The sequence below is a fragment of the Sphingomonas jaspsi DSM 18422 genome, assembly GCF_000585415.1.
GTDB classification, from domain to species: Bacteria; Pseudomonadota; Alphaproteobacteria; order Sphingomonadales; family Sphingomonadaceae; genus Sphingomicrobium; species Sphingomicrobium jaspsi.
Genome location: NZ_KK073876.1, coordinates 1437530 through 1450179, shown reverse-complemented (window position 1 = coordinate 1450179; position 12650 = coordinate 1437530). Strand labels below are relative to the sequence as shown.

16 protein-coding genes are annotated in these 12650 nt (G+C 65.9%); 5 read left to right on the top strand and 11 right to left on the bottom strand.

The features are described 5' to 3' along the window. Positions 1–128 precede the first annotated feature (128 nt). The 3 genes from G570_RS07575 to G570_RS07565 are packed head-to-tail and all read right to left on the bottom strand — an operon-like array spanning position 129 to position 4284. A complete protein-coding gene (locus tag G570_RS07575) occupies positions 129–467 on the bottom strand; it encodes a DUF190 domain-containing protein (protein ID WP_037500815.1) in 339 nt (112 codons plus the stop codon). A gap of 24 nt (positions 468–491) precedes the next feature. Further along, positions 492–2939, bottom strand: coding sequence for a putative inorganic carbon transporter subunit DabA (locus G570_RS07570; protein WP_037500812.1), 2448 nt, complete (start codon positions 2937–2939; stop codon positions 492–494). Between the two features lie 10 nt (positions 2940–2949). Continuing rightward, positions 2950–4284 carry a proton-conducting transporter transmembrane domain-containing protein gene (locus G570_RS07565; protein ID WP_156930382.1) on the bottom strand — a complete coding sequence of 445 codons (1335 nt, stop codon included), beginning with the start codon at positions 4282–4284 and terminating at the stop codon, positions 2950–2952. A 96-nt stretch (positions 4285–4380) separates the two neighbouring features. On the opposite strand from G570_RS07565, the gene G570_RS07560 reads away from it, so the two are divergent. Further along, a complete protein-coding gene (locus tag G570_RS07560) occupies positions 4381–5238 on the top strand; it encodes a LysR substrate-binding domain-containing protein (protein ID WP_037503974.1) in 858 nt (285 codons plus the stop codon). Positions 5239–5432: 194 nt separating this feature from the next. Here G570_RS07560 and G570_RS07555 read toward each other — a convergent pair whose 3' ends face one another. The 5 genes from G570_RS07555 to G570_RS07535 are packed head-to-tail and all read right to left on the bottom strand — an operon-like array spanning position 5433 to position 7533. Beyond that, positions 5433–5753, bottom strand: a complete 321-nt coding sequence (locus tag G570_RS07555) for a hypothetical protein (protein ID WP_037500809.1) — start codon at positions 5751–5753, stop codon at positions 5433–5435. Beyond that, positions 5750–6043, bottom strand: a complete 294-nt coding sequence (locus G570_RS07550; protein ID WP_156930381.1) for a hypothetical protein — start codon at positions 6041–6043, stop codon at positions 5750–5752. Before G570_RS07550 ends, G570_RS07555 begins: the two co-directional genes overlap by 4 nt. Beyond that, positions 6040–6513, bottom strand: a complete 474-nt coding sequence (locus tag G570_RS07545) for a hypothetical protein (RefSeq protein ID WP_037500801.1) — start codon at positions 6511–6513, stop codon at positions 6040–6042. The genes G570_RS07550 and G570_RS07545 overlap by 4 nt, the downstream gene beginning before the upstream one ends. Continuing rightward, a complete protein-coding gene (locus tag G570_RS07540) occupies positions 6506–6850 on the bottom strand; it encodes a hypothetical protein (protein ID WP_156930380.1) in 345 nt (114 codons plus the stop codon). Before G570_RS07540 ends, G570_RS07545 begins: the two co-directional genes overlap by 8 nt. Next, positions 6850–7533: an N-acetylmuramidase domain-containing protein gene (locus G570_RS07535; protein ID WP_037500795.1), complete on the bottom strand. Its 684-nt coding sequence runs from the start codon at positions 7531–7533 to the stop codon at positions 6850–6852. The genes G570_RS07540 and G570_RS07535 overlap by 1 nt, the downstream gene beginning before the upstream one ends. Positions 7534–7601: 68 nt before the next feature. On the opposite strand from G570_RS07535, the gene G570_RS07530 reads away from it, so the two are divergent. The 4 genes from G570_RS07530 to G570_RS07515 all read left to right on the top strand — a co-directional run bounded on the left by G570_RS07530 (position 7602) and on the right by G570_RS07515 (position 11762). Beyond that, on the top strand, positions 7602–9518 hold the full coding sequence (locus tag G570_RS07530) for an AAA family ATPase (protein WP_037500791.1): 1917 nt from the start codon (positions 7602–7604) through the stop codon (positions 9516–9518). 101 nt (positions 9519–9619) lie between these two features. Continuing rightward, positions 9620–10006: a hypothetical protein gene (locus G570_RS07525; protein WP_037500788.1), complete on the top strand. Its 387-nt coding sequence runs from the start codon at positions 9620–9622 to the stop codon at positions 10004–10006. Further along, complete coding sequence (locus G570_RS07520; RefSeq protein ID WP_037500781.1) at positions 10003–10827, top strand: thymidylate synthase; 825 nt, start codon at positions 10003–10005, stop codon at positions 10825–10827. Before G570_RS07525 ends, G570_RS07520 begins: the two co-directional genes overlap by 4 nt. A 26-nt stretch (positions 10828–10853) precedes the next feature. Next, on the top strand, positions 10854–11762 hold the full coding sequence (locus tag G570_RS07515) for a hypothetical protein (protein ID WP_156930379.1): 909 nt from the start codon (positions 10854–10856) through the stop codon (positions 11760–11762). Here the strand turns inward: G570_RS07515 and G570_RS13845 are convergent. The 3 genes from G570_RS13845 to G570_RS13840 are packed head-to-tail and all read right to left on the bottom strand — an operon-like array spanning position 11713 to position 12634. Then, positions 11713–12072: a DUF1353 domain-containing protein gene (locus G570_RS13845; RefSeq protein WP_169731738.1), complete on the bottom strand. Its 360-nt coding sequence runs from the start codon at positions 12070–12072 to the stop codon at positions 11713–11715. The two genes, G570_RS07515 and G570_RS13845, sit on opposite strands and share 50 nt — an antisense overlap. Next, the gene (locus tag G570_RS07505; RefSeq protein ID WP_037500773.1) at positions 12069–12497 is read right to left on the bottom strand and encodes a DUF4376 domain-containing protein; all 429 of its coding nucleotides are present in this window, start codon (positions 12495–12497) and stop codon (positions 12069–12071) included. Before G570_RS07505 ends, G570_RS13845 begins: the two co-directional genes overlap by 4 nt. Further along, positions 12494–12634 (bottom strand): hypothetical protein, encoded by a 141-nt coding sequence (locus G570_RS13840; protein ID WP_169731737.1) that lies wholly within the window; start codon positions 12632–12634, stop codon positions 12494–12496. The genes G570_RS07505 and G570_RS13840 overlap by 4 nt, the downstream gene beginning before the upstream one ends. Between the last annotated feature and the right edge of the window lie 16 nt (positions 12635–12650).

Genomic DNA, 12650 nt, shown 5'->3' with positions numbered 1-12650 from the left:
CGCCGGCCGGCGCGCGAGACCCCTCTGACCTAGCGCGCCGGCCAACCTTCTCTCCAGCCGATGGTGTTCACCCCACCTTCGGCAGTCGGGCGCGGCGCGTATTTGCCGCGCCCGACTTTTTTCAGGCGTCAGGCAGCGACGAAATAGTCCGACCGGATGACTTCGACATCGGACATGAACAGCACGCCGGCGCGGGTGTGAAACAGGTCGCGAAGGTTGTCGGCAGCGTTGCGTATATGGTCGGCCGGGGCGACCCCGACGAACATCACCAACCCGCTTTCGTCACTGAAGATGGTGCGTCCCTGGTGGAAGCCATGGTGGCCCATTCCGGCCACATCGCGGATCATGGTCCAGCCGGCGATGCCGGCGTCCCGCAGCACGGTTTCGACCAGTTTGATGTCGGCGGCTTGGACCACCACTTCGATCTTCTTCATCAGGTGAAGCATGGGTCGGGTCATCTCGTTCATCTCGGCTACTCCTTCGATGCGGCGTCAGGCCGCATCCTCGTTCAGTTCACGGTCGTCGGCCCAGCGGCGGACCTGTCCGGTTTGCGGATCGATGACGATCAGGCGGACCCACCCGTTGCCGAACAGGCGGCGCAGTACCGCCTGCTGCTCGACCAGCGTCTCGACCCGCTTGATCGGGGCGTAGACGATGGTCGTCAGGCGTTGCGGCACGTGCGCCGGCGTGCCGTCGTCGTGAAACAGCGTCTGGCGCGGCAGGCCGACCGCCAGGTCTCCGCCATTGCCGCGGACCACCCCGATCCCGGCAACGGGGTTGTGCACGGTCTTGTCGCCCGCGCCGTAGCGGTCGTTGTCGATGGTCGAAAACAGATATTGGCAGTTGATCCATTGGGCCACGACCATCGGCGCCGTGAGGATGGTCGCCAGCGCCTCCCCCTGCCCGTCGATGCGCCAGTCGTAATCATGCAGGAACGCCCTCCCGTCGAGGTCGATCGAACGCGTAAGACGGCGCGGCCCGACGATGAAGGCGGCATTGCCGGTCAGCCCCCATTCGGGTCGCACTTCACCCCAGTGGGCCGCCCCGCGGCGCAGGTCCTGTTCGGTCCGGCCGAGCTTTCGCGCGCGCTCGGTCCGGACCGCCTCGCCGGCGGCCGCCAGCGATTGCTGCAGCCGCTCGAGGTCGCCGCTATGCGTTTCGGGCAGGAATTGCAGGTCGAACAGGCGAACGTCATCGGTGGTGGTATTATGTTCCCCGGCGACGAAGTGCGTGTCGGCCGCGATGCCGAGTGCCGCCCTGGTGTCGCGATCGTTGAGGATTGCCGCCATGGCGCGTGCGTTGGCGGCCCCGCCATGACCCGCGCAGGCCCCGCAATCGAGCGCGCTGGCGTAGGGATTGTTGACCGTTTCCCCGGCATGGCCAAGCAGCACCACGAGGCGCGCTGTCGCTTTCATGCCGGTCAGCGCGAACATGGCGCGCGCATAGCTCAGCCGTTCGCCGGCCGTGAGGCCGCTGCCGCCCGCATGACGGTCGATCGCCGGTGCCAGTGCCTGCGGATCGCCGCCCATGCCGCGGCGCAAGCGGGCGGACAGGCCCGGCGCGAAGGTTTGCAGCGCCATCCAGAGGCCGGCCCCGCCGCCCACCGTCTCGGCAGTCGAAAAGCCCGTCGCAAGCCCGCTCTTCAGGCGATTGAAGAGGGCGCGGAGCGACCGGTCGCGATCGCGCGCGGCAAGGTAGTCGCGGGCGTCCTCCTCCGCTCCCCGCACCGGCGCCAGCGCAAGTTCATGCTGCGGGCCGACCAGCACCGGCAATCGCCGCGTGCGAGGGCTGCCCGGTTCGCGAACCGCGATCGGTAGGCCGAAGAAGCCGGCATAGCCGACGGTCTGATACGCGCCTTGCGCTTCCAGCGCGCGTCGCATCGGCTCTGACCGGACATCGATGCAGAAGAGCAACTGCGCATCAGGGCTCGCTTCGTCCGCAATGGCGGTCTTGGCCTTGGCCGCAATCGACTTCGCCAGCGGCGTGGCAAATTCGCGCTCCGCCGCTTGCTGGAAGATCAGTGCCAGCCCGGCGTCGTCCCGTTCGCAAAGGTCGCGGACGGCCGGACTGAAACGGTCAGCCGCGATCTGGAAATGCGCCGCCAGTTGGCGGCGGACATCGACGCGCTTGTCGATTGCCTCTACCGGACGAGCGCCAACCGCCAGGTCGCTAATGAGGATCAAGGCGATGAGATCGGCCATGCCGCTCGGCCGCTCCTGCCTGCGGTCGTCGTCGGCCTGTTCGTCGCGCCAGCGAATATGGCCCGCCCAGCCGGGCATCCGCGCGACCGTCGATCGCAAGAAGCGCTGCTGATCGGCCGGTTCGATCGCCAGGCGATAGAGCGCCCAGCGGACGGCCGCCATCGGCGTTTCCGGAACGGACTTGACCAGAGGATTTGAAAAGCTGGCCTTGAGCAGCGGAAGGGCCGCCGCGAACAGGCCGGGCGCCTGTGCGCCAAGCGGGATGGCCGCCACGCCCTTGGCGAAATAGGCAGCGCACCATTCCGCCACCCGCTCAGCGGAAGGATCGCCATCATGGGCAAGCGCGTCGGCAATCGGAAGGTCGTAGAGCCTGGCCATCAGGCAATCGACCAGCGTGATATCGGGCCCGACCATTTCGAACGCCCGTTCAAGGCCGCCGAGGTCGCGGATCGATTCCTGCCGGACGGCCTCCCGGGTCGGTCGACCCATCGCGCTCAGGCGGCGCCAGAGGCGCAGGTCGAGGCCGGCGCGCGTACCGAACAGGCGGGCTGCATCGCCCAGCGCCTGTTCGAACGGCATGTCCTCGAAGCCCGACAGGGGATTCACCGCAATCGCGCTTTCCAGCGGCCACAGCGGTGCCACGGTCCGCGCCGCCAGCTCGACCTTCAGCGCTAGAGAGGATGGACTGGCGTGGGCCGTGCCGTTGTCGGCCGCGACTATCTTGCTGACTTGGGTCATCGACGGGGTCCTAACTGTTGAGCAAACGGGCGTGGAGGCGCGGCGGAAAACCGCGGCCGTTGCGGATGAGCACCCACTGGCCGAGCCAGCAGGCAAAGAAGAGGGCGAGAAGCAGCGCGGTCAGGCCGTTCCCGCCGGGCGCCGTTCCGACCGGCCGGCCCAGCGCGGCTTCGACTGCGGCGAGCCCGGCGACATAGAGCAGGATGAGCACGGCCGCGGGAAGCAGCGCGAACGGATCCCGGCCGAGCATCGGCATTGCCGCCGCCGCCGTTGCGATCGCGAGCAGAGTTGGAACCGTCGTCGGCGCAAGCGGCTCTCCGCCAATCGCCCACGCTGCCAGGCAGACGCCGGTCACTGCAGCCACTGCCAGGGCTAACGGCGCCGGCGAGCGGTCGGCACCGGCAGCGATAGGGCGACCGATCGTCGATCCCGACGACAGGAACAACCAGGCCTTGAACAATCCGTGGGCGATCAGGTGCCAGCAGGCGGCAGCATAGGCGCCGAGGCCACAGCTCATCACCATGAAACCCATCTGGGCGACCGTCGATCCCGCCAGCGAACGCTTGACGTCAGGGCGGACGAGCATGATGGCCGACCCCCAAATTGCAGCAAAGGCACCGATCCCGATCGCAAGCAACTGAGCGCCAGCCACTTGTTCGAGCATCGGTCCGAAGCGGATCAGCAAGAAACCGCCGGCATTGACGAAGCCGGCGTGCATCAAGGCAGAAACGGGCGTCGGCGCGGCCATCGATCGGGTCAGCCAGCGTGAAAAGGGCGGCAGCGCGCAACGGACGGACGCCGCGACGACCAAGAGCATCGCCGACCATTGCACGCGCATCGACCCGGCCGAAATCGCCGTCAGCATCTGGTCGATCCGCCATGTGCCGGTATCCCACACAAGCAGCGACAGCGCGGCGAGCAGGGCAAGGTCGGCGACGAGGAAATGAAGCGTCGCGCGGCGGCGCGCGATCCTCGCCTCTTCCCAACCGCCGACATGGCCGATCAGCGCGGCCATCGCCGCGCCCGCGCCGATCCATCCAATCGCCAGCAAGACCACGTCGTTCGCAGTGACGAACAACAGGGTTGCGCCGACCATCGCGGCCAGTTTCCAGGCGAACGCGCCGCGCGCCGCGTCCGCGCGCAGATATCGCGTCGAAAAGCCGCTGACGATCGCGGCGACGAACAGTGTCAACATCGCCATGATCGCCGACAGCCCTGAGCTGAACAGGCCGAGGCCCGACGCGACCAGGGCGGCGATCAAAGCGGCCAGATACAGACCGGCCGAAACGGCCAACAGCTCGATTGATCGCGCAGGGTTCGAAAAGGGAATGGCGGATGTCGGCAAGGCTAGGTTCCTTTCGGTCGCCCGCCTTTGCGCAATTTCCCTCCATTTGAGAAACGACTTATTGAAATGTGAATGATGAGTGATGTAAATGATGCAATGCTTCGCAATCTCGACATCGACCTGCTGAGGTCATTCGTCACCGTCGCCGATCTCGGCGGCTTCACGCGTGCCGGGCAGCGGCTCGGTCGTACACAGTCCGCGATCAGCCTGCAGATCAAGCGGCTGGAAGACCAGGTCGGCCGCCCGCTCATGCAACGCGGCCCGCGCCATCTCCAGTTGACCCGCGAAGGGGAGCGATTGCTGCCCCACGCCCGGCAGATGTTGCGGTTGAACGACGCCGTGCTGGCCGACATTTCCGAGCCGGACATGGAAGGGCTGGTTCGGCTGGGGGTGCCCGAAGATTTTGCCACGATGCATCTGCCGGTTGTCCTCGCCGAGTTCGCCGACGCGCATCCAAGGGTCGAACTGGAGGTCACCTGTGATCTGACGCTGAACCTCGAACGAAGCTTTCGGGATGGCCGGTTCGACCTCGTCCTCATCAAGCGCGAGCCGGAAGTCGCGATCGATGGCATGAGGGTTTGGCGTGAGCCGCTGATCTGGGCCGCCCGGGACCGCATTAGCTTCCCCGGCGACGGGCCGTTGCCGCTGATCGTGTCGCCCGAACCCTGCGTCTATCGCCACCGCGCCATGGCGGCGCTCGACGCTGCGGGTATTGCGTGGCGCTGCGCCTATACGTCCACCAGCCTTGCCGGCACGCAGGCAGCGGTGAGGGCCGGCCTCGGTGTCGCCGTCCTGCCGCGGGAAATGTGCGCGTCGCCCCTCGTCGCCCTCGACGGCAATGTCCTTCCGCCGCTCGAAGATACTGAAATTGCACTCATCGAAGCGCCCCATGCCTCACCCACCGCCCGGCGCTTCTGCCAGCATATGGTCGAAGCGCTGGAGCGCGGCGCGTGACGCGATTTTATGACTATTTCCGGGGAGAAAATGGTGGGCGTGGCAAGGATTGAACTTGCGACCCCTGCGATGTCAACACTGGGCCTATCGCGTTTTCGCGCAGAAAACCGCCATTTCCCATGTTCCAACATACCAGAACGGGCGGTGAACCTTAGAGGAACACCGCCCGTTTTAGTGACACGGTAGTGACACAGTCACTTGCTCGGGGGCTGTCCCGCGGCCGGCGGCTGCTGCATCTTCAGCAGCTCGATCTGAGTCTTCAGCTGCGCGACTTCCGCATCACCCGTCGAGATCGCGCGGGTGGACAGGAAGCCGATGATGAGGATCAACAGGCCGAACAGCGTCGAGCCACCCCACGCCAGGATTTTGACCATCGTCGAGACGGTCTCCTTCACCCCGCCGATCGCCGTGTGGATGTGTGCGTAGCGTTCGGCGCAGATGTCCTCGTGGCTCTCGATGAGCTGGTGGGCACTGTCGGCGCGGGCCATCGCGTCGTGGACCGAGGGCGCGCTCACTGGACCTGGCACCGGTCAAGGGCGCTGTCGACCTGATCGGCCCAACCACCCTCGGCTTCATACCGGCCAAGCTGCGCTTGGGCCTTCGCGTTGCGCTCGACCGCACTGGCCGGCATGTCCTGCTCGCGCAGCGGCGTCGGCCGCAGCGCCTTCAGGCGAGCCCGCTCTTCCTTCGACGGACAGGCGACAGGCTTCTCGACATAGGTCACGACGGGCTTCTCGACGATGACCTGCTTCGGGGTGCAGGCGCCTAGCGCCAACACGGCCACGGTGACGGGGACTTTCTTCACTTGCGCCATCCCTTCCAAGCCGCCTTGCTGTCTTCCTCGATGACCTTCCAGTCCGCATCGCGGTTGCCGGTGGGCTTGCGGCCCTGAAGGTCGGCGATCGTGCGCTGGGCCGCGGCGAACTTGCGTGCGTTCTCGGCCTGCTCCTTCTTCAGCGCGGCGTCGGCGGCGTCGGCGCGCTTCTTGTTGGCCAAGCTCTCGTTGCTGATGCGCGTGAGCGTGGTCGCGAACTCGGTCTTCTCCTTGTCGCGAGCGTGCGCGACGCCCAGCAGCGAGGCGGTGTCGGTCGTCTTCGAGCCGAAGATGGTGGCCAGCTCGCTGCGGAACGATGCTTCGGCGACGAGGCTCTTACGAGCCGTCGACAGCTGGTGCTGCGTGATCAGCAGCATCGCGCTGGCGAGCGCGATCAGCATGAACGGCCAGGTCTTCTTCACGAAGCCCCATGCGGCGTCGAGCGTGAGTTTCTCAAGCATCCTTGTTTCCCGAATTTACGTTGAGCGACAGGCCGCCGGGTCCGACGAGGCTCACCACGGCCTTCACGGCTGCGACGAGGACAATCAGAACGAACGAGGCGACGGTTCCGATCAGGAGCCAGATGGTCCAGCCCTTGATGTGGTTCTGCTGGGTGATGAGGTCGAAGCAGAACTTGCCCGGGGGCTGGCCCTGCGCCTGAACGAGCTTGCACGCGCTCTCGGGGTCGAGCCCCATCAGCTGCCAGATGATGATGCCGAACAGGAGCGGCAGCACCGACGCCAGCGCCCAGATGTTCCAGCTGATGCCCTTCTGCACCTGCTTGACCGGTTCGCTCATCACCGAGCACCCCGCTCGGCCTGCGCCAGACGGACGTCATAGCGGTTCTTGTAATAGGCGGTGCCGTTGTAACGCTTCGCCACCGTGACCCAGTCGGCGCGCTTCAGCGCGTCCCACAGGACCCGGTCGCTCTGGATGAACAGCACGAAGTGGTGGAGCTGGTCGGCAGTCGTCTGACTTTCCTGCCACGCGAAGGCCATCGGGTCGCGCGCTTCGCAGCGATGATAATTCTCGCCGAGGATCTGAAACCCGCCGTAGCTCGCCGACGCAAAGCCAGCGTCGGGCGCCAGGCAGACCGCCTCGGCCAGCTGGTCGTAGCGTGCCGCCTGCGTGCGCGGGTAACGCTTCGGGTCCCACGCCGGGTAGCTGATGTGCGGATGGCTGGCGTCGAAGCGCCCGCCCGTCGCCCGGCTGAACCGGTGCGGCTCGAACAGGATGGCCGGCCGGCCATCAATGAACGGGGAACCGGAGCTCTCCACTTCGTAGAGTGCCTTGACGTAGCTGACAGGCACGCCGAGCGCGCCGGCCGCCACATCGAAATCCGTGTCCTCGAGCTTGTAATCGGGCCCGAGCGTCATGAAATCAATGACACCCTGGCGGGTCACTGCACCCGCAACGCCGTCGATTTTCCCCGCATAGCACCCTGCGCTCTGAAGCCGGGTCTGCAGTTCGAACACATCCATCGCAAGTCACCTGGTCAGATGCCGCGACGGGAGTTGCGGCGGTTGGCTAGGCGTTTTCAGGAGGCATCATGATCAACCACCTTCGCTACGCCGTTTCGTTCCCTACCAACGGCATCTCGCTTTCCGGCGACCATAGCTTTCAACCGGGGGCCACCGCGGTCTCGGGTCGGAACGGCACCGGCAAATCCTTCATCTCGGAAATGATCCGCTACGGCCTCTTCGGTAAGAAGGCGCTGCGCGGCCCCGCGTCCGACTACAAGTCGCTCGACATGGCGCTGACGTTCGTCGTCGGCGGCCAGACCTACGAGGTCACGCGCGGCAAGAAAGAGAAGCTCGTCCTCGACGAAGAGCAGCTCGCCGTCGGCGCTGACGCCGTGAACAAGAAGATCATCGACATCCTCGGCTTCGGCCTTGAGGTGTTCGACGTCGTCTGCGTCGCCAACCAGAAGGAGAGCGAGCGCCTCACCCGCCTGACGCCGACCAAGCGCAAGGAACTGATCGACGAGGTCGTCGGTCTGACCGCGCAGGAAGCCGTCGAGAAGGCGTGCCGTGACGAGGCCAACGGTCTGCGCCGCGAGGCCGACGCCCTCACCCGCTCGCTGACCATTCCGGTCGAGCCGCTGAAGCCGGCGGGCTATGCCCCGTCGCGCGACATCGCGGTCGAGCTGGCCGAGGCGAAGGAAATCACCGCCAAGCGCGCCGACTATGAGCGCACCATCGCCGCCGTCGGCGCCGCGCCGGTCGAGCCGACCGAGGAACTGGCGGTCAGCATCGAAGACCTTGAGGCGCACGAGAAGGCGCGCGTCGAGAACGAGGCCCGCTACAAGGCTCTCTACTCCAGCATCGAACGCATCCCCGACGCGACCCACACCCGTGAGGCGCTCGAGGCCGCCGCTGCGCTGCTGGAATACGATGCCGAGGTGAAGCGTCGCGGGCCGCAGCCGGATTACGATGCGAAGTTTCTCAACGACCAGCTTTCGCTGATCGAAGCGAAGCAAAAGCTGGCGCACGACAGCGTGGAGTGCCCGCAGTGCTCCCATCAGTTCGACCCTTCGGACCCGACGATCGACCGCGCCGCGCTTGCCGCGCTGCCGGAGCCGTCGTTGACCCGCGCACAGATCATGGACCAGGAGTATCGCATCCAACGCTGGTCGGAACCGCTGGTCGAACCGGCTGGTGCGGAGCGCCTGTCGCGCGAGGAAATCCAGGACGGCGTGCGCGCCCTCGACCGCGCCGCCGACAAGGCGACGATGCAGGCCGAGCTGGACGCGTTGCCGCAGCTGGAAGATCGCTCGGCCGAGCTGGCCAAGGCGCGTGCTCTCGATCGCCAGTGGGACATCTATGCCCGCGACAGCGAAGCACACATGGCGCGGCTCGCCGCGGCGCATGAGGCCGAGCAGGCGTTGCACGAGCTGCCGAAGCTGAAGGCCACCGTGGCCGAGCTGGATGCTGCCTTCGTCGCTGCGCGCGTCTACGAGACGCAGGTCGAGAGCTACGGTCAGCAGAAGGCTCGCTTCGACGAGCTCACCGCCGAGATCGCCGACAAGCAGCAGCGGTCGGAAGCGTTCGCTGCCGGTGCCAAGGGTCTCGTCGAGGCCCGCCGCACGCTGAAGGCGTTCCTCGCGCCGTCGCTTTCGCGCGTCAGCAGCTCCATCGTCCAGCAGATGACGGTCAACGCCAAGCGCCCGCTGCATCAGATCGTCGTCGACGAGGACATGAACATCACCGTCGACGGGCAGGACGTCTCGACCTTCAACGGCGCCCACGCCACGATGGTCAACCTCGCCCTGCGTCTCGCGCTCGGCCAGGTGCTGGTCAGCCGCGTGATGCCGCTGTTCATCGGCGACGAGATCGACAGCGACCTCGACGTCGATAACGCGCAGTCGATCGTCGACGCGCTCCTGTCGCTCAAGGACCAGCTGAAGCAGGTCGTGGTCATCAGCCACAAGCGGCTCGAGAACTTCGACGAGGAAATCGTCCTCTAACCCTTAGCCAACTGTCCTTGTGACCTAGTCACAACATCCTCTTCGATGGCATTGAAGAGTCGGGATTTGCAAACGGGTCTCCGCAACAAAGGAGACCCGTTTTGCTTACCCCCGAACAGAAGGCCGAAGTGATCGCCGAGTATCGTCGCGTTCGCTCGCCTTACAAAGTCGCCAACAACCTGGGCTTTGACGTCAAGGACGTCTGGGAAGTGATCGACGAGAACCCCGACGCTGCCGTCCAGAACGTCGAGCGTTGGGGTGGTGAAGGTCGTCCGGACCTGCGTCCGTTCTTCGTCGCCAGCTCGCGCTGCGCCGACCGCTGGGACAACGAGGAGCCGGGCGTGGCCTTGGCCCGCGAACGCTTCTGCGCCGGGACCCACACGATGGCCACGCACCGCGATGGCTCGGTCAAGTTCCTCTGCTCGATCCCGCTTCGCAAGAAGGTGGCCGCGCAGCCGGATTACTTCCGGCCGGAGGTGCAGCTGTGAGCCAGCACGACCGCACCTATAGCGAGCTGCTGCTCCGCGTCCTTCGGGACGGGGAGAAGCGCACCGACCGCACTGGCGTCGGCACCCGCGCCCTCTTCGGTGCCCAGATGCGCTTCGACCTGCAGCAGGGCTTCCCGCTGCTGACCACGAAGCGTGTCTTCTGGAAGGGCGTCGTCGAGGAGCTGCTCTGGTTCCTGCGCGGCGAGACCAACGTCCGCAGCCTTCAGGAAGCGGGCGTGCATATCTGGGACGAGTGGGCCGACGAGAACGGCGAGCTTGGTCCGGTCTATGGCGCGCAGTGGCGCAGCTGGCCGGCGGGTCCGATCGGCTTCTGCGATGACGGCGTGATCGACCAGATCGACGACGTGATCATCAGTCTGGTCGAGAACCCCGACAGCCGTCGCCACATCGTCACGGCGTGGAACCCGGCGCAGGTCGACGAGATGGCGCTGCCGCCGTGCCACTGCCTGTTCCAGTTCGACGTGACGAATGACGGCAAGCTGAACTGCCAGCTCTACCAGCGGTCGGCGGACATGTTCCTCGGGGTCCCGTTCAACATCGCGTCGTACGCGCTGCTGACGCACATCATCGCAGACCAGGTCGGTCTGCGGGTAGGCGAGTTCATCTGGACCGGCGGCAACGTCCACCTTTACAATAACCACGTCGAACAGGCGGTTGAACAGCTGGCGCGCACGCCTCGCCTGTCGCCCTATTTGAAAATCCGTGAGACGGTGAACGAGGTCCACACTTACTCGTTCGAGGACTTCGAGCTGATCGGCTACGATCCGCATCCTCCGATCAAAGCGGAGGTGGCGGTATGAGCGCGGCGAACCAAGGCGGGTTCGCCATGCCCGTCCCTGCACCGAAAAAGGGCGTCGACGCTGGCATAGACGAAGGCTTCGCGGCCTTCGCCAGTCAGGCTCCCCGCTTCTACGCGGACTTCACCGGCATCCACGCCGAGGCGGATCGTGAGCGGCTGGCGCTGCTTGCGAACCTCGACGAGGGCAACTTCGACGACACCGTCGCCATTGGCGAGGCGTTGGCGGCTCGCACGACCGGCTTCGACGGCTCGATCTACGTCAGCACGCCGGGCAGCGACGACAGCTGGGCTCGCTACCAGTTCATGGGGCCGTCGGCGATCGGGCTGTCGGGCTTCGCCGGAACGGGCAAGACCGAGGCGGCGAATTACATCGAGAGCCAGTATGGCTACCAGCGCCGGCACATCGCCGAGCCGCTGCGCGACATGCTCCGCACGCTGCTGCGGCGGTTCAAGATGGATGACGTGCTGATCGATCGCTACCTGACGGGCGACCTGAAGGAAGAGGTGATCCCGTGCCTCGGCATCACCAGTCGTCGCGCGCAGATCACGCTCGGCACCGAGTGGGGGCGCGAGCTGGTCAACAACGACCTGTGGGCGCGCTGCTGGGCGGTCGAGGGCGAAGGCGTGCCGCGGTCGATGAACGACAGCGTTCGCTTTCCGAACGAAGAGCGGGCGATCCAGGACGAGCTGAAGGGCTTCACGATCATGATCGAACGCCCGGGCAAGGGTCCGGTGGCGTTCAAGCACAAGCTCGGCAAGTTCCTCTACGACGTCTTCGGGTCGATGTGGGGTGTGCATCCGAGCGAGCGCACGGACCTGCTCAATCCCGACTATGTCATCAGCAACCACGGCACGCTCGACGATCTCTACGCGGCGATCGACGACATCATGCGCGCTGAAAACGTCTATACCAAGCCCACAGCCGAACAGCTGTAACCAAGATGCGACGGGTGGTCGGCTTCACGCCGGCCACCTCGAGCGCCTCATTGAACACCCGATGGGCTTCGCTGCAGCCCTGATCCAGCAGCCAATCGTGCAGGACCGCCGCCTTCGAGACGCGGCCAGACGTCGGAACCCAAGCGCGGGCGAACGACGGGACCGAGCACAGGTCGGTGACGTAGCCCGCAGGCACGACGACCACGAACCCCCACGATGTCGTGAACGAGAACGGCTGGTAGACGCGGAACAGGCCGCGCCCCTCGCGCTCGTCGCAGAGCGCCTCCAACAGAAGCGGCTCGTCGTTCACCAGCCCGCCTCGATGTCGATGGCCTCGGGATCGTCCGACGCCTCGATCTCCTCGCGCAGCTGCTGCGCGCGGGCGTGGATGGCGGCCAGCCGTTCGGCGATCATGACGTTCACCCCCGCCACAGCAGCGCCAGGCAGCGTGACGATCCGGTTGTCCGCCGTCTTCAGCTCGACCTCGGGCAACAAGGCCAGCGAGCGCAGCCGCTCGCGCGACGCTGCGTCCGCCTGGACGAGGCCAATCGAGGTCTCGATCGGCGCGTCCTCGCGCTCGGCGCGCAGCACCTTGACCTCCCGCCAGCGGTTCTCGCGGCGGACCTCGACCGGCGTCTGCCAATCGACTTCATCGACCAAGACCCAATCGTCGTAGCCGTCGAGGCTCGTGACGTTCTGGCGCTCGCCGTCCTTCTCGATCAGATAGCGCGTCACGGGACGGTGATCTCCACCTTGCCCGTGAGCGACAGGCTGGCGCCCGCGCTGGGGTTGTTCGTGGCAATCCGCGCGACCACCCGATATTTCTGGGTGGTGCTCGACGGCAAGCCGGTGTCGTTCACGACGACGCTCATGTTCCCGGCGAAGGTT